The sequence below is a fragment of the Thiomonas delicata genome, from assembly GCF_900088825.1.
GTDB lineage: Bacteria > Pseudomonadota > Gammaproteobacteria > Burkholderiales > Burkholderiaceae_C > Thiomonas_A > Thiomonas_A delicata.
Genome location: NZ_LT592171.1, coordinates 1476109 through 1496600, shown reverse-complemented (window position 1 = coordinate 1496600; position 20492 = coordinate 1476109). Strand labels below are relative to the sequence as shown.

17 protein-coding genes and 2 other annotated features are annotated in these 20492 nt (G+C 61.5%); of the genes, 13 read left to right on the top strand and 4 right to left on the bottom strand.

Annotation, left to right across the window (positions count from 1 at the left end):
* Positions 1-308 precede the first annotated feature (308 nt).
* The 3 genes from THIARS_RS16590 to THIARS_RS18425 all read left to right on the top strand — a co-directional run bounded on the left by THIARS_RS16590 (position 309) and on the right by THIARS_RS18425 (position 5458).
* The gene (locus THIARS_RS16590; protein ID WP_094161850.1) at positions 309-1565 is read left to right on the top strand and encodes a metallophosphoesterase family protein; all 1257 of its coding nucleotides are present in this window, start codon (positions 309-311) and stop codon (positions 1563-1565) included.
* A 5-nt stretch (positions 1566-1570) separates the two neighbouring features.
* A complete protein-coding gene (locus THIARS_RS16585) occupies positions 1571-5026 on the top strand; it encodes a YhaN family protein (RefSeq protein WP_141202453.1) in 3456 nt (1151 codons plus the stop codon).
* 78 nt (positions 5027-5104) lie between these two features.
* Positions 5105-5458 (top strand): hypothetical protein, encoded by a 354-nt coding sequence (locus tag THIARS_RS18425; protein WP_141202452.1) that lies wholly within the window; start codon positions 5105-5107, stop codon positions 5456-5458.
* Positions 5459-5600: 142 nt separating this feature from the next.
* Here THIARS_RS18425 and THIARS_RS16580 read toward each other — a convergent pair whose 3' ends face one another.
* On the bottom strand, positions 5601-6074 hold the full coding sequence (locus THIARS_RS16580; RefSeq protein WP_094161848.1) for an AAA family ATPase: 474 nt from the start codon (positions 6072-6074) through the stop codon (positions 5601-5603).
* 356 nt (positions 6075-6430) lie between these two features.
* On the bottom strand, positions 6431-7324 hold the full coding sequence (locus tag THIARS_RS16575) for an NAD(P)-dependent oxidoreductase (protein WP_094162208.1): 894 nt from the start codon (positions 7322-7324) through the stop codon (positions 6431-6433).
* On the opposite strand from THIARS_RS16575, the gene THIARS_RS16570 reads away from it, so the two are divergent.
* From THIARS_RS16570 to THIARS_RS16535, 9 genes are all read left to right on the top strand, one after another.
* Positions 7312-8796 carry an HsdM family class I SAM-dependent methyltransferase gene (locus tag THIARS_RS16570; protein ID WP_094161847.1) on the top strand — a complete coding sequence of 495 codons (1485 nt, stop codon included), beginning with the start codon at positions 7312-7314 and terminating at the stop codon, positions 8794-8796. The two genes, THIARS_RS16575 and THIARS_RS16570, sit on opposite strands and share 13 nt — an antisense overlap.
* Positions 8793-10121, top strand: a complete 1329-nt coding sequence (locus THIARS_RS16565; protein ID WP_141202451.1) for a restriction endonuclease subunit S domain-containing protein — start codon at positions 8793-8795, stop codon at positions 10119-10121. Before THIARS_RS16570 ends, THIARS_RS16565 begins: the two co-directional genes overlap by 4 nt.
* Positions 10121-11188: an AlbA family DNA-binding domain-containing protein gene (locus THIARS_RS16560; RefSeq protein WP_094161845.1), complete on the top strand. Its 1068-nt coding sequence runs from the start codon at positions 10121-10123 to the stop codon at positions 11186-11188. Before THIARS_RS16565 ends, THIARS_RS16560 begins: the two co-directional genes overlap by 1 nt.
* A gap of 59 nt (positions 11189-11247) precedes the next feature.
* Positions 11248-11676, top strand: a complete 429-nt coding sequence (locus THIARS_RS16555) for a hypothetical protein (protein WP_094161844.1) — start codon at positions 11248-11250, stop codon at positions 11674-11676.
* A gap of 47 nt (positions 11677-11723) precedes the next feature.
* Positions 11724-12949 (top strand): IS3 family transposase gene (locus tag THIARS_RS16550; RefSeq protein WP_094159366.1). Its coding sequence is split into 2 segments (ribosomal slippage): positions 11724-12003 and positions 12003-12949, totalling 1227 coding nucleotides; the frame shifts between segments, so codons are not numbered across the junction.
* Positions 12002-12118, top strand: a sequence feature (AL1L pseudoknot). Its footprint overlaps the gene before it by 117 nt.
* A 45-nt stretch (positions 12950-12994) precedes the next feature.
* A complete protein-coding gene (locus tag THIARS_RS16545) occupies positions 12995-15664 on the top strand; it encodes a DEAD/DEAH box helicase family protein (RefSeq protein WP_094161843.1) in 2670 nt (889 codons plus the stop codon).
* 385 nt (positions 15665-16049) lie between these two features.
* Entirely contained in the window at positions 16050-16199 is a 150-nt protein-coding gene (locus tag THIARS_RS18710; RefSeq protein ID WP_186436727.1) for a hypothetical protein, read from the top strand.
* A 59-nt stretch (positions 16200-16258) separates the two neighbouring features.
* Positions 16259-16546 carry a helix-turn-helix transcriptional regulator gene (locus THIARS_RS16540; RefSeq protein ID WP_425444258.1) on the top strand — a complete coding sequence of 96 codons (288 nt, stop codon included), beginning with the start codon at positions 16259-16261 and terminating at the stop codon, positions 16544-16546.
* Positions 16530-17459, top strand: a complete 930-nt coding sequence (locus tag THIARS_RS16535; RefSeq protein ID WP_094161841.1) for a reverse transcriptase family protein — start codon at positions 16530-16532, stop codon at positions 17457-17459. Before THIARS_RS16540 ends, THIARS_RS16535 begins: the two co-directional genes overlap by 17 nt.
* Here the strand turns inward: THIARS_RS16535 and THIARS_RS16530 are convergent.
* Positions 17438-18663 (bottom strand): IS3 family transposase gene (locus THIARS_RS16530; protein WP_094159366.1). Its coding sequence is split into 2 segments (ribosomal slippage): positions 17438-18384 and positions 18384-18663, totalling 1227 coding nucleotides; the frame shifts between segments, so codons are not numbered across the junction. The two genes, THIARS_RS16535 and THIARS_RS16530, sit on opposite strands and share 22 nt — an antisense overlap.
* Positions 18269-18385 (bottom strand) — a sequence feature (AL1L pseudoknot). Its footprint overlaps the gene before it by 117 nt.
* Positions 18664-18785: 122 nt before the next feature.
* Between THIARS_RS16530 and THIARS_RS16525 the strand changes: the two genes are divergently transcribed.
* Positions 18786-19094: an ATPase with chaperone activity gene (locus THIARS_RS16525; RefSeq protein WP_094161840.1), complete on the top strand. Its 309-nt coding sequence runs from the start codon at positions 18786-18788 to the stop codon at positions 19092-19094.
* A gap of 54 nt (positions 19095-19148) precedes the next feature.
* Here THIARS_RS16525 and THIARS_RS16520 read toward each other — a convergent pair.
* On the bottom strand, positions 19149-20492 hold a 1344-nt coding region (locus THIARS_RS16520; RefSeq protein WP_094161839.1), incomplete at its 5' end, for a DUF2779 domain-containing protein.

Below are 20492 nucleotides of genomic sequence, written 5' to 3'. Positions count from 1 at the left end.
GACTAACTTGAACAAGCGAAACCAGGGGGCATGACGGCGCCCCTGGTTCGCCGGATGCGCAACCTGCCTGAGCTGGCTTCGCCACCTCGTGTGCCAAAGGCAGGCGTTCCCCAGCAAGGCCGCCAGGGCCGCTGGCCAGCAGCACAAACTCTGCCGGGCAAAGGCCGCGCGCTTCACAGAAACTCCCGCCACCCATCGCCAGCCTGCCGCCCATGGCCCGCCTCCAGTCCAGGCAACCAGGCTCGCCATGGCTGGGTTCCGGCGCGGTCGCGCGGCGGTAAGCTGTGGCAAACCGAACCGGAGGCCGCATGCGCTTCATTCACGCCGCTGACATCCATCTCGACAGCCCGCTCACCGGCCTGAGTGCGTACCAGGACGCCCCGGCGGAGCTGCTACGCACCGCCACCCGCGATGCCTTCGAAAACCTGGTTAGCCTTGCCCTCGAAGAACAGGTCGATTTCATGGTCATCGCCGGCGACCTCTACGACGGCAACTGGCGCGACTTCAACACCGGCATCTTCTTCTCCGGGCAAATGGGTCGCCTCAAACAAGCCGGCATTCGGGTCTATCTCCTTTATGGCAACCATGACGCCGAAAGCGAGATGACCAAGCGGCTTGCCCTGCCGGACAACGTCCACGCCTTCTCGGCGAACAAGGCCGAGACGTTCAAGCTCGACGACCTTCAGGTGGCGCTGCACGGGCGCAGCTTCAAGGTCGCGGCAACAACGGAGAACCTGGTTCACACCTACCCGGACCCCATCCCTGGCTGGCTCAATATTGGCGTCTTGCACACCGCGCTCGAGGGCCACACAGCGCACGCCAATTACGCGCCGTGCTCGGTGGCGGAATTGCACGCCAAGGGCTACGGCTACTGGGCGCTGGGCCACGTGCACGACCACCAGCAATGGGACGGCGCGTCGAGGATTGCCTATCCGGGCAACCTCCAGGGGCGCCATATCCGGGAGACGGGGCCGAAGGGGGCATTGATGGTGACGGCCCAAGGCCCAGACATCCAGTCGGTCGAGCGCGTCATCGTGGACGTGCTTCGCTGGGCTGCACTCGATGTGGACGTCTCGCACGCCAGGACCCTCGCCGAGGTCGTCCAGTGCGTGGGGCTTAGCCTCGAAGCATTGGTCTCCAGCACCGAGGGTTCCCTGACCTTGGCGGTGCGGGTGAGGCTGACAGGAAGCTCTCCCGCCCATGGCCACCTGTTTGGGCTTGAAAGTCAGCTGCGCGCCGAAATCCTCAACCAGGCCGCCGCCATCGCGCCAGGGCGCCTCTGGATTGAGAAAGTCAAGGTGGAGACGCAACCGATTGAGCTGCCCGCCCAGGTCGCAGCGCGCGCCGACGCCATCGCGGACTTGCAATCCATCCTCGCCAATGCGGAAGATGACCAGGAGTTCCTGCAGTCCCTGCGCGAGGATTTGATGCAAATGGTCGGCAAGCTGCACTTGGATGTCCTCCATGCCGTGCCGCAGTTGGAGGCCCTTCGAAACGGCGATGCCCGCGACCTCGTGCGCAGCGTCGTGCCATCCCTCGTGGCCCACGTGGCGCAGGCGGAGTGAGCGACATGCGAATTCAGCGCATCGACCTCATCCGCTATGGCAAATTCACCGGCCACAGCATCGAGCTGCCACGGCGGGGCCACGACATCCACGTCATCGTCGGCCCCAATGAAGCGGGCAAATCCACCGTGCGGTCGGCCATCGTGGACATGCTCTATGGATTGCCGATGCGCTCCGCCCATGCATTCCTGCATCCGCTGCCCGAGCTTCGTCTAGGCGGCCTGCTGGAGCAGGACAACAACATCCTGGAGTTCCACCGCGTCAAGGCCAATAAGCAAACCCTTCGCACGCCCCAGGAAGCGCCACTGACGGACGGGGCCTTGGGCGGCTATCTCGGCAACACGGACCGGGAATTTTTTTTGCAGATGTTCAGCCTGGACCATGAACGACTGGTCAAAGGCGGCGCGGCGATTTTGTCGGCGTCGAGCGACCTCGGCCAGATTCTGTTTCAGTCCGCAGCCGGAATCGCCTCGCTCGGTGACATCCGCGAAGCGCTCGAGACGGAGGCCGACAAACTCTGGGGGCCTCGCAAGTCGGCGGACCGCGCCTATTACCAGGCACTCGAGGCCTTCGAGGCGGCCACCAAGACCCTCAAGGACGTCACGGTTCGCGCCAAGGACTGGTCCGATGCCCAGAGCAAGCTTGCCGAGCTCGACAGCGCGCTCCTGGATGGCAGGCAGCGACACGCCGCGCTCAAGCAACGGCGCGGGCAGTTGAATCGGGTTCGCGCCGTCAAGCCGTTTTTACTGGAGCTCGACCAGCTGCGCCTGCGGCTCGATGCCCACGCGCAAACCCCGTCCCTGCCCGAGAACAGCGCGACGACCCTCGCGGATGCCGAACAGAAGGCGGCCGTTGCTGCAAGCGAAGTCAAGCACCACGCCGAGGCGGAGGAGGCAGCCCAGACGGCGCTTGGGGCGCTGCATGTCGAACGCAATCTTCTGGAACACGCCCCCGAAATCGTGGAGCTGAACAACCAGCGCCTGCAGTACCGCGCCCATCCGAACGATATTGCGCGGCGGCAAGCCGAGGTGGATGCACAGTGGCAGGTCGTGGCCTCACTGGCGCGGCAGATGGGCTGGGCGGAAACGGATGAGCAAGCCCTTCGGGCACGCGTGCCCACCGCCATGACGCGTTCGAGCCTGGCGCACCTCATCGGACGGCACGCCGTCCTCCATGAAAAGCGACAGGCCTCGCAGAAAGCATGCAAGGCCAAGGCCGGGGAGCTCGAAAGGGCGCAGGCGGAACTGGACAGACTGCCTGCAGGGCAGCCGCCCGTCAGACTGGTTGCTGCCTTGACCGCTGCCCAGAGTCTTGGCGATTTCGAGGGCGTCTTGCGGGAGAGGGAGGCGCTCGTTGCGCAGCGCAAGTCGGAAGCCGAGGCGGCCCAGCTCGCCCTCCACCCCTGGCAAGGGCCGCCCGAGACCTTGCGTTCCATGGCGCCACCCTCCAGGGAGACCATCCAGGCCCTGGTCCTGGCCCAAAACCAGGATGAAGCCGAGGCCAGGGCCGCGGCCAAGCGCATCGCCGAGCTCGAAGCCGAGACGGGCACGCTCGAGCTCGACATCAAGCAACTTCGCGACACGCGCCATCCGGTGACGCGCGACGAGGTTTTGCATGCGCGCCAAACCCGGGACAGCACCTGGGCCAGCCTGAAATTGCAGCCCGGGCGTCTCGTCGATGATGCACCCCAGTTCGAGCGCGAAATCGCCGAGGCCGACGCGCTGGCCGATAGCCGGCATGACACGATTCAGGATGCGAGCACCCTTCAAGCCAAACAGGCTCAACTGGAACGAACCGCGCTCGCCATGCGCAGCGCACAGTCGGCCTTGAAGGCGCTGCATGATGGCGTTCAAGAGCGCCAAACCCAATGGGGGGTGCAGGCGCAGCGCTGTGGGCTGCCGGCGCTGCCCTTTCAATCGATGGGTAGTTGGCTGGATGCGCGAAGCCGAGCTTTGGAGTCGATGGACGCGCTGACCGCGGCCACGCAGTCGCATGGGGCGCAGCAACAGGCCATCGAGCATGCAAGAGCCGAGTTGTCCCAGGCCATGCAGTCTCTGGGCATGGCGGCGCAAGAGGGCTCACTCCACGCCCTCATGGTGCAGTCCGAGAGCCATTTGCGTGCCGTCACCCAAGCCCTAGGGCAGCGCCAAACGGTCATGCGGCAAATTGGCGATGCCACCCGAGACCTCGAGTCGCTTCGCCTCGAACAAGACAGCGACCAAGTCGCTCTCGATGCGTGGACGTCGCAATGGACAGCGGCCTTGGCGCAGGCTGGATTTGCGCCATCGGACACGACGGGCGCGGTCGAGGGCGCGCTTGAAGTTCTTCAGAAAATCGACGACGGCCTGGACTTGATGCGCAAGACCCGGGTGGAGCGCATCGAGACGATGCGTGCCGACCTCGCGGCCTTTGAGGGCGCAGCCAAGACGCTTGCGGCGCGCATGGCCACCGACCTTGCCGACCGCTCCCCTGAGGAGATTGCCCAGGAGCTTGAGCGCCGGTTGCGCAGAGCCCAGGATGCCGAGAAGGAGCATCGCCGACTGCACGCCGCGTTGGAGGATGCCAAGGTCCGCAAAGCTGACGCGCAGGCGCGTGTCGAGCAGGCGAACGCTGCCATCCAGCCGATTTTCGAGCGTGCCGGCGTGGCGACGCACGAGGAGCTTCGCGCGGTCATTGCCGCATCGGACGAATGCAGGCAGCTCACGATGCGGTATGCCGCGGCGGAGGAATCCATACGGAATCTTGGCGAGGGGATGCGCTTGGAGGCGCTCAGGGCCGAATCCGACTCCATTGATGGGACTGCGGCCTCGGCAGAGTTGGATGACCTGGACCGCCAGGAGGAAGAGCTGTTGAGTCAAGAGCGCGAGTTGTCTGGTGCCAGGCAGGACGCCAGGACGCGGCTGTCAGCCATGGCGGGAAGTGCTGGAGGCGCAAAGGCCGAGGCCCAGCGGCAGGAGGCGCTGGCCGGAATGGTGGAGGCGGTCGAGCAGTATGTGCGGCTGCACACGGCAACCCGGCTGCTGCGCTGGGCCATCGAACAATACCGCGAACTCAAACAGGGCCCCATGCTCGCGACAGCCAGCCGACTCTTTGCGCAGCTGACGTTGGGCTCGTTCGAGCGGCTGTCTGTCGACTTTGAGAGCGAACCGCCGAAGCTGCTGGGGCGCAGACAGAGCGGCGAGTCGGTCGGCGTCGATGGCCTGAGCGACGGCACGCGCGACCAGCTCTATCTGGCCCTGCGCCTAGCGGCGCTGGACATGCATCTCGCGCAATCGCACGCGATGCCGTTCATCGCCGATGACCTGTTCATCAATTACGACGATGCCCGGTCCAAGGCGGGACTTGAGGCACTAGGCGAGCTCTCGACGAAGACGCAGGTGATTGTGCTGACGCACCACGACCATCTGCTGCCAGCGTTTCGTCAGGCCTTTGGACTCGACGTGAACGTGGTCGAGCTTTGAATTTTTCGGGGACAGTGCAGCCTAGATAAACTCACCTAGGCACTTTATCCACAGTCTTTCAATCACTACGAGGTAAAAATGTCTGCAACTGAACAGCTCAATGAACAATGCCTTCAGGCATGGCAAGAATACGCCGAATCAGCCGACGCAACAGAACTTGCTGAAACGGAGGTGGCGCTTAGTGTCGCGGCCAAAAGTTTTCCGAACGCCTTTACCGCCGCTGACCTCGCTAAGGCATTGGGAAAGAGTGTTGAGTACGCAAAAAATGTTCTTGAGACCAGGAAAGACCCGATATCTGATGGATGGCTAGGGGGGCTTTTTGAGGGCTGCTATCAACTGTCGGTTTACGGCCGCGCTCTCGTGAGTCAATCTGGCGAGTTTGGAGGCAATGTTCCTGAAATCTCAGAACAAGAAGCGGAGGATTGGTTGTAAAGAGGTGGGGAAGCCGCCATGAACCTAGCGTCGTTCGACCACCTGTCCGGGCAGCTCAAGAAAGGCTAGGCCACTGGTTGCCTCGGGTTCTAGCCGAGCGCCGGAATCCGAAAAGGGCTATAGCGCTGGTGTGCCGGCCGAATCAGAGCAAGAGGGGTTCCCACCGCCCGGCCATCCGCTGCAGCGTTTCCTCGGGAACGCCGTGCACATTTCCCCAGTGCCCCTGGGCTTCGATGACACGGACCCGGCGACTCATGGCCTGGTACGGCGCCATTTCCCGCAGCTGGGTGAACGTGTTGCTGACGACGGTCCGGTGACCTTGCAGCAGGGCCTTGCGGGTCATGTCCTGGCACCACGCATGGGCCTCCCGGATTCGTGAACCGTCAAAGCGGTAGACGCCGTCCTGCATGAAGAACTGGTCAGCCTCGAAGTGCTGGTAGCCAACCAAGGCGAGCACCCTGGCCATGGTCGACTTGCCGCTGCCGGGGAGGCCCCGAATCAGCACGAGTTCGGTATCGACGGGTCCTGGGTGAGTGGTCGGCTGGACGTTGTGACCGGTTCCATGCAGGCGGGCGCGGGCGTTTTGTTCGGTATTGAGGCTCAGAACGGCTTCCATCTCATCATCTCCAAAAGTTGGTGGTGACGAGTGAAGCGAATCGATTTATTCGCGGGCTTTGACGGCGGCCTCGGTTTTTCTTGTTACGCGCAGTTGGGCCTTTGCAGCGCACGGGCGGGCGTGAACTGCGCTTGGCGCAGGGACTTGACGGGGGCATGGGGGTGTTCGCCCGTAACCGTGTAACGGCGTCACGAACACCCAGGCCGGCGGTTACACCGTTACGCGGTTACCAGCAGTCCGCCCACCACTGTCGACCGGGCCAAGTGAGTCTGTGGCCAGCCAGCGCAGGTGGACTGGGTGGCCTCAAAGGGCCAATTGCATCCTCGTTGTGCCTATCCGCGCCACCGCATCGTCCCTCAGGCACGTTTGCCCGCGTCTTCAGCGCTGACCATCTCGATGGCTGTCCAGTCGAGTTGCCCGCGTCCCTTGGCAAGACTGGTCAGCAGGCGGGCATGGAGCAAGTCGGCCAAGGGCATCGGCACCGTGGCGCTCTCGGCCACATCGCGGACCAGGCGCACGTCTTTCATGCCCAGCTCCAGCTTGAACCCCGCCGGCGCGTAAGTCTGGGCTGCCAGGATGCGTCCGTAGTTCTGATAGATGGGGCAGTTGAATATCGTCTGTCCCAGGAAACCGGCCAGGGCCTGCCGGTCGATTCCGCTCTTCTCGGCCAAGGTGAGGGCCTCGGCCATCGCCTCCACGGCGGACAGAATCAGAAAATTGCCCGACAGCTTCACGACATTGGCAGCACCCGGCTCCTCACCAAAGTCGTGAATGGCCTGACCCATGGTCTCGAGCAGCGGCTTGGCGCGCGTCTTGGCCTCGGCCGCGCCGGACTGACAAATCCACAGCTTCTGCGCCGCGGCCGCTTCTGGGCGGCCGAAGACAGGTGCGCTGAGCCACAGGCTGCCGCGCTTGGCATGCTCGGCAGCCAGGTGGCGGGACGTTTCCGGCGAGACGGTGCTCATGGAGATGTGCAAACCCCCAGCGCCCAGCCGGTCGGCAACACCCGAGTCGCCAAGGGTGACGTCCAGCAGTGCAGCGTCGTTGGCCAGCATGGTGATGACCACGCCGCCCGGAGTCACCGCCGCGGCGACCGAGTCGGCGACCTTGGCACCTGCGGTAGCTAGCGGCGCGGCGCGCTCACGGGAACGGTTGTAGACGGTCAGCGCGACGCCGCTGCGCAGCACGCTCGAGGCCATGGGTTCCCCCATGGCGCCCAGACCGATGAAAGTGACCGATGAGTCTTGCATCGTGGATTCTTGGCGAACTCGACGACAAGAACCTGCTGTTCCAGGTCGTGCAAAAGTTCGCCGGCATCGATTTGCATCCGGATACGGTGCCCAACGAGACCATGGGCCTGGTGTTCGAAGAGCTCATCCGCAAGTTCGCTGAGGCTTCCAACGAAACCGCCGGGGAACACTTCACCCCACGCGAGGTCATTTCGCTCATCGTGCACTGCCTGTTCGCCAAGGACGATGAGGCGCTGGCCAAACCTGGCGTCATCCGTTCCCTCTACGACCCGACAGCCGGCACCGGGGGCATCCTCTCGGTTGGCGAAGCGGTGGCCAAGAGCATCAACCCCTCGGCCGTCATCCGCCTCTATGGCCAGGAGCTCAACGACGAGTCCTATGCCATCTGCAAGGCCGACATGCTCATCAAAGGCCAGGACCCGAAGAACATCAAACGCGGCAACACCCTCTCGGCCGATGGCTTCATCGGCGAGACCTTCGACTACGGCGCCGCCAATCCGCCGTTCGGTGTGGACTGGAAGAAGGTGCAGGACGTGGTCAAGGTCGAGCACGAGCGCCGGGGCTATGCCGGGCGCTTCGGCCCGGGCCTGCCGCGCGTGTCGGACGGCTCCCTGCTGTTCCTGATGCACCTCATCGCCAAGATGCGCCCTGCGGCCAAAGGCGGGGGACGCATCGGCATCGTGCTCAACGGCTCGCCGCTCTTCACCGGGGATGCCGGCTCCGGCGAATCCGAAATCCGTCGCTGGATTCTGGAGAACGACCTCCTGGACGCCATCATCGCGCTGCCCAACGACCTGTTCTACAACACCGGCATCGCCACCTACATCTGGATTCTGGACAACCACAAGCAAGGCGACCGCAAGGGCAAGGTGCAGCTTATCGACGCCACGCGCATGTACGCCAAGATGAAGAAGAGTTTGGGCAACAAGCGCGTGTACCTGACCGAGGAGCAGATTGTCGAAATCGTCGAGACCTATGCCGGCAACCTCGATGGCGCCACCTTCGGGCTGGAGTACAAGGAACAGGTCAAGGGCAATGGAACCGGAAACGGCCAGGCCAAGACCGAGGACGAGCCCCCGCGGGTCGTCTCCAAAATCTTCCCCACCACCTTCTTCGGCTACCGCAAGGTGACGGTGGACCGCCCGCCCCAGCCGGGCAAGGAGGTGAAGGTCAAGTTCAAGAAGGGGCAGAAGCCCTACGACCCGGACCTGCGCGACACCGAGAGCATCCCCTTGGGTGAAGACATCGCCGCCTACATGGCGCGCGAGGTGCTGCCGCATGTGCCGGACGCCTATGTCAACGAGGACATCAAGGACGAGAAGGACGGCCAGGTCGGCAAGGTGGGCTATGAAATCAACTTCAACCGCTACTTCTATGTCTACAAGCCGCCGCGCAAGCCCGAGGTCATTGCCGAGGAAATTCGGGCGATGGAGGCAAGGTTCCTGGAGTTGATGAAGGGGGTGGTGGCGTGAGTGCAGTCCCCTCTTGCACTCGTCGCCTCAAGTACGCGGTGGAAGGCTGTTTCAACGGCGTATGGGGGGACGAATCGAACGGAGTCGATGACCTTGTTGTTGTTCGCGTAGCGGACTTCGACCGGGAGAAAGCCAGCGTAATACTTGGGGACAGTCCGACTGTTCGCGCCATTCCCGAGAGCGCAAGGAACCGCCGCGTATTGCGACGCGGAGACCTTCTCATTGAAAAATCAGGCGGTGGTGAGCAACAGCCAGTTGGTAATGTTGTTTTGTTCGATGATGCACGTGCCGCCGTATGTTCGAACTTCATTGCCCGCTTGCCCGTAGTGAGCTGGTGCGACAGCCGATACGTTGCATACGTGTTTCGGGCCATGTACTCGGAAAAACGAAATATTCCCCATATCAAACAGACCTCGGGCATCCAGAACTTGGATTCCGAAAGCTACTTGAATGAGCTTGCGTGGCTCCCCGCGCATGAAGACCAAACCCGCATCGCCGACTTCCTCGACGAGAAGACGGCGCGGATTGATGCTTTGCTTGCAGAAAAGGAGAGGCTTATCACGACACTCGAAGAGTGGAGGGAAGCTGAGTTAACCCATATTTGTTTCGGTGGCTCCGGTGCATCCGAGCCAACAACGAATGTCTGGATTCAGGCGCTTCCGAAGGGTTGGCGCCTTGCTCGCCTTAAGCACCTGGTTGCCGGCGTTGAGCAGGGCTGGAGCCCGGAATGCGAATCACGTGTAGCAGAAGAAGGCGAATGGGGGGTTCTAAAGGCGGGGGCGTCCAATGGAGGGACTTACCGAGACACAGAAAACAAAGCACTCCCCGCAGAGCTTGAGCCAATACCAGGTCTCGAGGTGCATGTGGGAGATGTGCTGGTGTCGCGCGCGAGCGGCTCAGCGGACCTAGTGGGCTCCTTCGCCTACGTGTATGGGACGCGCTCACGATTGATGTTGAGTGACAAGAATTTCCGGCTGCAATTTGCAGAAAATCCGCCCTTATCACCCGAGCTCTTGGCTTGGATGTGCAACACGGATGCCCTTCGCCAGCAGGTGCGTCAATACGTGAGCGGTGCCGATGGGCTGGCGAAAAATATTGGTTCGGGAAGCTTGAAAGAGCTATGGCTTGCAGTTCCACCTAACGAGATACAACCCAAACTAATAGATGAGTTGAGGCGTGTGAAACTGAACCTAGCTGCTCTTGAGGCGCACTTGACCGCGCACATCGGCCGCCTTCGCGAATACCGCTCCTCGTTGATTTCAGCAGCCGTCACCGGTCAGCTGAACATCGATGACTTCCAGGCTCGACAGTTGGAGGCGGCGTGATGGCCTCAGCAGGTCTCGCGGCCCCTGTAACCGAGGATGAGCTTCGCGCCTTTATCGACGCTGCTGAAGAAAGTAGCTTGGTTGAGTACAAGCAAGCATTTAACGAGGGGCTGTGTGACGAAGCGTCCAAACAAGAGTTCGCCAAGGATTTCTGCTCGTTCTTGAATCACGGGGCCGGAGTGCTGATTTTTGGCGTGGCAGACGGCACTTCTCGACGCCTTACGCCGATTCTTGCTAAGGAGGCGGCAGCTGGCTCTGGCCATCGTGCGCTGGAATTGCTGAAGTCGAGGATTGTTGAGGCCAGAAAGCTAATCGTTGGCTCCAGCCTCAGTCAGTTGAGGCCTGTCGAGACATCCGCGTGCTGCTACGAGCACATCTTTTCGGCAGCAGACGGGGGCTACTACGTCGTCTTTGGATTTCGCGAGAGCCCAGCCGAGCGCTGCTACGTCCGCAAGCAAACTGGACGGGGAGAGCTTGAAGGTTGGCCCTATGGGCGAAATACCAAGGGCGTACAAGTTCCTTCGGACCAGGAAGTAATCCGTGCCAATGTAACAGCACTCACCGTGAGTTTTGAGTTCAAAAGCGAAGGCGTTTCTACGCACACGCGTGACATGTTGAAGCGCCTTCAGGGCGCCCAAGAGTTCAGTTACAGCGTTGACAAGGAAACCAAACGACATCAGCTGGTGAAAGACCTTACCTTTACGCGTGCCCGGGGAGGGGTTACAGACGAGGAAATCTATGGGGCGTTGATTCAGGCTCTTGGACCTGTCTCTGTAGGGCTGTACGTTGTCGACGACCTGGAAAAAGGCTCCTCTGAAAAGTTGGAGGTTTTGGGCGCAATAGAGAGCATCGACATCGCCTGGGAGACAAACGGACTTTCAGCTATGTCCCAGGCCGGCACCAGCATTTCGTTTCCGCCTGAGATGCGTTTTCGCTACACGACTCAGCAGCAATGGCGATACCTTCAGAGCTGCTTTTCAGCAGACGCATTTCGAGGGGCAGGAGCCGAGATTCCCCTGTTTAATTTCGGCGTTCCGCAAAGCCCCTGCATCCCCCTGGCCTGGTGACCGACGCATAAGCACAGCGTCTCCATGAGTGGACCGACATCAACAAGAACAAATCCGACATGCCCAAACTTTCCAACGTCCACACCGAGCGCATCTTTGAGAACGAGCTCTGCGACCACCTGGCCACCCACGGCTGGACTGTGCGTACGCACCTGCAGAACGCCACCGCCTACAGCCGCGAACTCGCCCTGTTCCCAGACGACCTGCTGGCCTTCGTGCAGGAGACCCAACCCCAGGAGTGGACCAAGTTCTGCGCCTGGCACAACGGCAAGTCCGAGGCCGTCTTCGTCAAGCGCGTGGCCGAACAGCTCGACAAACACGGCACGTTGCACCTGCTACGCCACGGCTTCAAAGACCGCAACGCCAAGTTCATCCTTTGCCAGTTCCGCCCCGCCCACCAGAAAAACCCTCACCTCTCGACCTGGTACGCCGAGAACCGCCTGACCGTCATCCGCCAGCTGCATTACAGCCTGCACAACGAGAACTGAACCGCCCCGGGTTTTGAGGAGGCTCCAACCTTTGAGAAGATGGAGCCATGAACAAGACGAACAAGTTTTCCCCCGAAGTGCGCGAGCGCGCGGTACGCATGGTGCAGGAGCACCGAGGCGAGTACCCCTCGCTGTGGGCCGCAGTCGAATCCATGGCCCCCAAGATTGGCTGCGTGCCACAGACGCTGCTGGAGTGGGTCAAGCGCGAGGAAGTCGATACAGGCCAGCGCGACGGCCTGACGAGCAGCGAGCGTGAACGCCTCAAACAACTCGAGCGCGAGAACAAGGAATTGCGCCGGGCCAATGACATCCTCAAAGCGGCGAGTGCTTTTTTCGCCCAGGCGGAGCTCGACCGCCGTTTGAAGAGTTGAAGCGATTCATCGACCAGCACCGCCCCATGCACGGGGTCGAGCCCATCTGCAAAGTGCTGCAGATGGCCCCGTCGTGTTACTGGCGCCATGCCGCGCGTCATCGCAACCCCGAGTTGCGCAGCGCCCGTGCTCAGCGCGACGATGCGCTGGCTGCCGACATCCAGCGTGTGTGGCACGCCAACTGGCAGGTGTATGGAGCTGACAAGGTTTGGTTGCAGATGAACCGCGAGGGCAACCGGGTGGCGCGCTGCACGGTCGAGCGGCTGATGAAACGCCTGGGGCTGCAGGGTGCGCGGCGGAGCAAGAAGGTGCGAACCACGGTCCCCGACACTTGCACGCCGTGTCCGCAGGACCACGTCAACCGGGTGTTCAAAGCCGAGCGACCCAACCAGCTCTGGGTGTCGGACTTCACCTATGTGAGCACCTGGCAGGGCTGGCTGTACGTGGCGTTCGTCATCGACGTGTTTGCCCGACGCATCGTGGGCTGGCGCGTGAGCACATCCATGCAGACCGATTTCGTGATGGACGCGCTGGAGCAGGCTTTGTACGCGCGTCGGCCCGCTGCCCATGCCTTGGTCCACCATTCGGACAGAGGCGTGCAATACGTCAGCGTCAAGTACACCGAACGCTTGGCGCAGGCAGGCATCCAGCCCTCCGTGGGCAGCAAAGGAGACTCCTATGACAACGCCCTGGCCGAGACCATCAACGGGCTGTATAAGGCCGAATTGATTCACCGCCGCGGACCCTGGAAAACCAGGGAAGCCGTCGAACTGGCCACCCTGCAATGGGTGCACTGGTTCAACCACACCCGACTGCTCAAACCGATTGGGGGTATCCCTCCGGCAGAAGCTGAGGCAAACTACTGGCGCCAACAAGCCAGTCAACACGCCATTCCGGCATGACTTAAACCAACTAGCCTCCACGAAACCCGGGGCGGTTCAAACAGCATCGACCTGGTGCTGTTTGTCAATGGTCTGCCGGTGGCCACCGCCGAGCTCAAGACCGACCTGACCCAGAACATCACCGACGCCATCCAGCAGTACAAGAAGGACCGGCACCCGAAGGACCCCAAGAGCCGCGAGCCCGAAGCCCTGCTTCAATTCAAGACCCGGGCGCTGGTGCATTTCGCTGTGTCTACCGACGAGGTGTTCATGACCACCAAGCTCGATGGCGACAAGACCTTCTTCCTGCCGTTCAACCTGGGGCGCCCGGATGGCTACGGCGGTGCGAGCGCTGGCAACCCCGCGGCCCCACCCGAATACGGGTACCCCACCTACTACCTCTGGCACAAGGTCTGGTCCAAGGACGTCTGGCTCGACATCCTGGGTAACTTCCTGCACCTGGAGGTCAAGACCGAGGTGGATGCCAACACGGGCGCCAAGACCACCAAGGAAACACTCATCTTTCCGCGCTTCCACCAGCTTGACGCCGTGCTGCGCCTGGTCAAGGCCGCAGGCGATGAAGGAGCCGGACACGCCTATCTGGTGCAGCATTCCGCCGGCTCGGGTAAGTCCAACACCATCGCCTGGACCGGGCACCGCCTGGCCAACCTGCACAACGCCCAGGACGATAAGGTCTTCGACTCCGTCATCGTCATCACCGACCGCCGCGTATTGGACCGCCAGCTACAGGAGACCATCAGCCAGTTCGAGCACAAGGCCGGGGTGGTGCAGAAGATTGACGAGAACAGCGCCCAGCTTGCCGAGGCGCTGAACAGCGGCACGCAGGTCATCATCACCACGCTGCAGAAGTTTCCCTTCGTCATCGACAAGGTGGGCGCGCTCAAGGGCAAGCGCTTTGCTCTCATCATCGACGAGGCCCATTCCAGCCAATCCGGCAGCGCTGCGCAGAAGCTGCGCTCCGCGCTGACCAAGGACGAGCGGCCGAAGGAGGTCATCAAGGTCGAACTCGACGGGAAGGTGGTCGAGGTTGCGGCGGATGTGGACCTCGACCCCGAGGACCTCACGTCCGAGGACGTCATCAACAGCGTGCTCGAAGGCCGCAAGCGCCCGGAGAACGTCAGCTACTTCGCCTTCACCGCCACGCCGAAGTCCAAGACCCTGGAGCTCTTCGGCCGCACAGGCCCCGACGGCGTGCCGCTGCCGTTCCATGTGTATTCCATGCGCCAAGCCATCGAGGAAGGTTTCATCCTCGATGTGCTGCAGAACTACGTCTCCTACAAGACCTATTACAAGCTGGGGTCCGTGGTCGACGACAAGCTGGTGCCGCAGAAGAAGGCCAAGAAGGCCCTGGCCCGCTATGCCGTGCTCCACCCTTACAACATCGCCCAGAAGGTGGTGGTCATCGTCGAGCACTTCCACGAGCACGTCGCCAAGAAAATAGGCGGCAAGGCCAAGGCCATGGTGGTGACCGACAGCCGCAAGGCGGCGGTGCGTTACAAGCTGGCGATGGACAAATACCTCAAGGAGCGCGGCTACGACAAGGACATGCGCGCCCTGGTGGCCTTCTCCGGCAACGTCGACGACCTGGACTCGGGACCCGACCCGTTCAACGAATCCAACATGAACCCGGACATCCGCGGCAAGGACCCGGCCGAGGCGTTCAAGGAGAACGTCTACCGCGTGCTGCTGGTGGCGAACAAGTACCAGACCGGCTTCGACCAGCCGCTGCTGTATGCCATGTATGTCGACAAGCGCCTATCTGGCGTACTGGCGGTGCAGACCCTCTCACGCCTGAACCGCACCTACCCCGGCAAGGACGAGACCTTCGTGCTGGACTTCGTCAACAAACCCGAAGAGATTCTGGCGGCCTTCCAGCCCTATTACCGCACGGCGCAGCTCGAAGAAGTCACCGACCCCAACATCGTCCATGAGCTGCATATCAAGCTCGACCAGGCCGGGGTCTATCTGCCGAGCGAGGTGGAGTCCTTCGCCGAGGCGTTCTTCGACCCCAAGCGCAAGCAGGCCGGGCTGCACGCCTACCTCAAGCCCGCCGCCGACCGGTTCGCCGAACTGTCGGAGACGGAGCATGAAGATGCCGACCAGTTCCGCAAGGACCTGGGCACCTTTCTGCGCATGTATGACTTCCTCTCCCAACTGGTGGCCTACGACGACCCCGACCTGGAAAAGCTCTATGCGTATGGCAAGAACCTGATGCCGCGCATCATCGAGCGCACGTCATCGAGCATCCTGGAGTTGGACGCCGACGTGCGCCTGACGCACTACCGGCTGCAGAAAATCGGCGAACAAAAACTCGACCTGGCGTCCGGGGATGTCATCAAGCTCAAACCCGTGTCCGAAGCGGGCACCGGAGCGGCAGATGAAGACGAGAAAAAGCAACTCGCCGAAATTGTCGGGGTCATGAACGACTTGTTCTCAGGCAACCTGACCGAGGCCGACATGGTCGGCTATGTGGCCACCATCACCGGCAAGCTGATGGAAAACGAAGCCCTGGCCGAGCAGGCCCGGAACAACAGCGAGCAGCAGTTCGCGCTTGGGTCCTTCAAGGACATCATGACCGACGCCATCATTGACAGCCAAGATGGGCACAACGCCATTGCGGACCAGTTGCTCAAGGACGAGCGGGTGTTCACCGCCATGATGGGGATGCTGGCGAAGCAGGTTTATCGGGCGTTTGAGCGGCGACGTACTGCGTAAGCAGCGTATCGTGAGCTGGCCCCAGATTTCATTGACTGCCAGGCAACATCAATATTTCGCTTGTAGCGAAGAAATATTGACAATAGCAAATAGTTTCCTTATTCTTCAACCTGAGGCTGACAGAGACAACTGTCGTAGTTGTGCTGGGGTACGTTGGTACCTTGTGGGGCTGAAAGGCTCTAATTACTCGCTCGCTCTCCTCGGTGGGGTGCCTTGCCTCGGCGCCCGGCCATGAGAATCGGCGCGAGCATGCCCGGGCGACATCCCGGGCATGCATCTGGAAACGAAGGGGAGTAACTCGCCACTTAGCTCTGCTTGATTGCGCGCGACAGCCACGACCTGCACATGGTGTGCAGGCCGGATGGTGCAGTCAAGGAGAACAACCTTGAAAAATGTTCTTAAGCCTCCCAGGTGGCGGGAGACGAAGCACCGGCTTCAAAAGTCATGGGTGCGTCCCGAGACGTTCCGCATGGCTATCTTGGTGATGCAGTTGGTAGCGCAAGTTGCCAAGCTCATTGCCCTGCTGAAGCAGTGAATAGTCACCCCTTTGTTTCATGTTTTTAGGGGATTGAAATGTTGAACCGGGCATTGCGATTGCTCAGGACTTACCACCAGTTCACCCAGGTCGAACTGGCCAAGCGCCTGGGCATTTCGAATTCGTATCTGAGCGAGCTGGAAAAGGGGGACAAGACCCCGGGCTTGGACCTTCTTGAGAAGTATTCCGAGCTGTTCAAGATGCCCGTGTCGTCCATCCTGCTGTTCTCAGAGAACATCGACGATGGACGCAAGCCTGGCACCAAGCTCCGTGTGGCAGCAGCCGACAAGATTCTTCGGCTGCTCGAGTGGCTAGAAGAGCGAGACTCTCTTGAGCGAGCAGCCTAAGCGCTACCCGATTGACCAGTCTCCCTTGTACAGCCTTTGCGGCAAGGGAAAGTTCGAAACAGTCATTGGAGTGAGTTGGGATGCTGTTCCCGAACTTTGTTCATCATCGAACTACAGGGTTTGGACAAATGAGAACGGGCGTGAAATCCAGGCCCCCTTCAAAGGGCTAGCCGCCACTCACCGCAAAATCGGGCTCCTGCTGTCCAGAATTGATGTGCCTGGGTACGTCTATTCGCAAAAAGGGCGGTCCTATGCCGACAATGCTCGGCAACATCTGGGGCATCATCCGGTCATCAAAACAGACATCCAGGGTTTTTATCCAAGCATTTCGCGGGCGAGAGTTTATGGGATGTTTCGGCAGGATTTTCATTGCGCCGCCGACGTCGCAGCAAGGCTAGCGGACATCTGTAGCTACCAAGGACTACACCTACCCACGGGAAGCCCATTGAGCGGTCGCGTAGCATTTCTTGCAGCACGGCATCTGTTTGATGACATTGCAAAGCTGGCTAGTGCGTCCGACTGCACGTTTACTGTCTATGTCGACGACATCACGCTGTCGGGGGCGAACGCTACGAAACGACTTCTTGCGGAAGTTCGCAGACTCATAGAGAAGCATGGTTTGCGCTCAAAACGAGGCAAGTCAAAGTCTTTTTCACCCTCAAGCCCAAAGTCGGTGACGGGCGTAATCTTGGTCGGTGAGGACGTCCGCCTTCCGAATAGCCGGCATCAAAAAATTTGGGAGACGCGGCGAGCACTTTTGACTGCCACAGGTGAAGAGCGACTGAAATTGGAGCGGCAGCTCAAGGGACGAGAGCAAGAAGCGAATCAGGTGCTTTGCTCGCCCCGAAATATTGAACCGCCCCGGGTTTCGTGGAGGCTAGTTGGTTTAAGTCATGCCGGAATGGCGTGTTGACTGGCTTGTTGGCGCCAGTAGTTTGCCTCAGCTTCTGCCGGAGGGATACCCCCAATCGGTTTGAGCAGTCGGGTGTGGTTGAACCAGTGCACCCATTGCAGGGTGGCCAGTTCGACGGCTTCCCTGGTTTTCCAGGGTCCGCGGCGGTGAATCAATTCGGCCTTATACAGCCCGTTGATGGTCTCGGCCAGGGCGTTGTCATAGGAGTCTCCTTTGCTGCCCACGGAGGGCTGGATGCCTGCCTGCGCCAAGCGTTCGGTGTACTTGACGCTGACGTATTGCACGCCTCTGTCCGAATGGTGGACCAAGGCATGGGCAGCGGGCCGACGCGCGTACAAAGCCTGCTCCAGCGCGTCCATCACGAAATCGGTCTGCATGGATGTGCTCACGCGCCAGCCCACGATGCGTCGGGCAAACACGTCGATGACGAACGCCACGTACAGCCAGCCCTGCCAGGTGCTCACATAGGTGAAGTCCGACACCCAGAGCTGGTTGGGTCGCTCGGCTTTGAACACCCGGTTGACGTGGTCCTGCGGACACGGCGTGCAAGTGTCGGGGACCGTGGTTCGCACCTTCTTGCTCCGCCGCGCACCCTGCAGCCCCAGGCGTTTCATCAGCCGCTCGACCGTGCAGCGCGCCACCCGGTTGCCCTCGCGGTTCATCTGCAACCAAACCTTGTCAGCTCCATACACCTGCCAGTTGGCGTGCCACACACGCTGGATGTCGGCAGCCAGCGCATCGTCGCGCTGAGCACGGGCGCTGCGCAACTCGGGGTTGCGATGACGCGCGGCATGGCGCCAGTAACACGACGGGGCCATCTGCAGCACTTTGCAGATGGGCTCGACCCCGTGCATGGGGCGGTGCTGGTCGATGAATCGCTTCAACTCTTCAAACGGCGGTCGAGCTCCGCCTGGGCGAAAAAAGCACTCGCCGCTTTGAGGATGTCATTGGCCCGGCGCAATTCCTTGTTCTCGCGCTCGAGTTGTTTGAGGCGTTCACGCTCGCTGCTCGTCAGGCCGTCGCGCTGGCCTGTATCGACTTCCTCGCGCTTGACCCACTCCAGCAGCGTCTGTGGCACGCAGCCAATCTTGGGGGCCATGGATTCGACTGCGGCCCACAGCGAGGGGTACTCGCCTCGGTGCTCCTGCACCATGCGTACCGCGCGCTCGCGCACTTCGGGGGAAAACTTGTTCGTCTTGTTCATGGCTCCATCTTCTCAAAGGTTGGAGCCTCCTCAAAACCCGGGGCGGTTCATATCGACCATTAGGCGTGGGGACATGAAATCGCCGTGTGTACTCTATCGCTTACAGAGTACTGCCAAAGTCCATGACCGACGAATCTCAACTCACCATCCCGCCGTCCTTCATCGCCCTTTACGTGGAGCCAGGCCGCACCAAGCCCAATGCGCCGCGCGAGGTCATTGCCCAACGCTACGAGTTCTGCGAAGACCTAGCGACGATGCTGACCGACCGCGCATCGGAAATCAAGTTCGACCTGGGGGTGACCGAGTCGGATGTTCTTGAACGCATCCACCGCGGCTTGGAGGTCGAAGGCTCTGGCCTTGATGCCAAGGAGGCGCGGTGGGTGGTGACGCGCCTGGCGGAATTGCTGGGGTGGACGGCGTTGGATGTTTGAGAAGGATACGTACGCCTGATGTGCCGATTGGCTTGCGTTCCAGACACCGCGCATTCACACGTGGAACGACGGCGGCCTCAGTTCGGTCGGCCGGCCCTTGCCTTCCAGAAAATACCCAATCTCGACCATGGCCCACGTGTCCTGTTCACAGTAGGCCAGCAGGTTGCGGCGTAACTCCGCCTTGCGCCTGGGCGTCAGCTCGGCGTCGAAGCAGGACTGCAGGTAGGCAACCTGCGCGCCGGTGCCGTCCTGCACCTCGTCCAGTTCTCCATAGTTCAGGTCGGGGGCGATGACCGGCAGCACCTTCTTGATGGAGAACGACCCCTCCATCGCCGGATGGTAGAAATGCTCCTTGACCACGGGGTGCAGGTCGACCAATCGCGCGGCCAGTCGCTTCAGCCGGTCCGCAAAGGCCGGATGGCGTTTGGCCAGCTCGACGATGCGACCTCGTTCATACGTGGCGTAATACACCAGGATGGGGCCACCGTCCCCCACGTCGATGGCGTGCAGCATCTCCTCGATGCAGGGCTCGGAGGGGTCATGCCCGCTGAGGTCCAGGAAGGCGCGGTGCTCGAACACGCCGGGCGCCCGCTCGATATGGCAAGACCACTGGAACGGCACCTGCTCGTAAGGGCGCAAGCCGACCCACCGCGGCACCGGCAGGTCAATGCCTTCGAAGTCGAAGTAGTAACGGGGATACGTCAGCCTTTGCATGAAGGTGTCGGCGCCGGGGGCGAGGATGGGGCGCCCGGTGCGGTGGGCCTGCTGGATGCGGCGGTACAACGCCGCCTGTGCACCGACCAGCTCACCGGGACGCGGCTCCAGCAAAGACGTATAGCCCTTGGCGGCGAGCTTGCGCGCCAAGGCCTTCCCAGCCGTATCGGGGAGCAAACTCAGCGGATGTTCGGGGCCGGGCGGCTCCAGCCTTTGGCACAGCGCCGCGTAAGGGCAGGGGTGAGGATGGGTGCATTGATTGCCCATGCGGACGTCGGGCATGTCGCCGTCAATCACGTCCCGAGCCTGCCGCAGCCATTGTGGAACAGCACGCATGCGCTGTTGCACCGCATCGGTGACGTCCAGTTGGCGAAACAAGCCGCGGTAGTCGCCGGCGCCTGGATAGCGCCATTGGTTGTCCAGCAGATTGAGCTCGGCGCGCGCCAGCGGCAGGCCGGCGCCTTCCAGCACCCAGGCCTGCACGGCGACATCATCCAAATGATGCTCGTCCGGCGAACTCGGGGTGGCCCTGTCCGGCTTCAGCGGAAACGTGGAGGCCTTGGTCTCGCGCAGGACATAGCCCGCCGCCTCCGGCAGCAAGGCATCGGCGCGGGCATACAAGCCGTCGCGCACCATGGGCATTTCGACGGCGGGCAGCATGGCGGCGGCGGTCAGTTCGGCCAA

What these genes read in the sequence shown, in the direction of transcription:
- THIARS_RS18425 (WP_141202452.1), top strand. Translation starts at nt 5,105, where the DNA reads ATGTCTGCAACTGAACAGCTCAATGAACAATGCCTTCAGGCATGGCAA.
- THIARS_RS16590 (WP_094161850.1), top strand. Translation starts at nt 309, where the DNA reads ATGCGCTTCATTCACGCCGCTGACATCCATCTCGACAGCCCGCTCACC.
- THIARS_RS16555 (WP_094161844.1), top strand. Translation starts at nt 11,248, where the DNA reads ATGCCCAAACTTTCCAACGTCCACACCGAGCGCATCTTTGAGAACGAG.
- THIARS_RS16525 (WP_094161840.1), top strand. Translation starts at nt 18,786, where the DNA reads ATGACCGACGAATCTCAACTCACCATCCCGCCGTCCTTCATCGCCCTT.
- THIARS_RS16575 (WP_094162208.1), bottom strand. Translation starts at nt 7,324, where the DNA reads ATGCAAGACTCATCGGTCACTTTCATCGGTCTGGGCGCCATGGGGGAA.
- THIARS_RS16560 (WP_094161845.1), top strand. Translation starts at nt 10,121, where the DNA reads ATGGCCTCAGCAGGTCTCGCGGCCCCTGTAACCGAGGATGAGCTTCGC.
- THIARS_RS16585 (WP_141202453.1), top strand. Translation starts at nt 1,571, where the DNA reads ATGCGAATTCAGCGCATCGACCTCATCCGCTATGGCAAATTCACCGGC.
- THIARS_RS16570 (WP_094161847.1), top strand. Translation starts at nt 7,312, where the DNA reads ATGAGTCTTGCATCGTGGATTCTTGGCGAACTCGACGACAAGAACCTG.
- THIARS_RS16580 (WP_094161848.1), bottom strand. Translation starts at nt 6,074, where the DNA reads ATGGAAGCCGTTCTGAGCCTCAATACCGAACAAAACGCCCGCGCCCGC.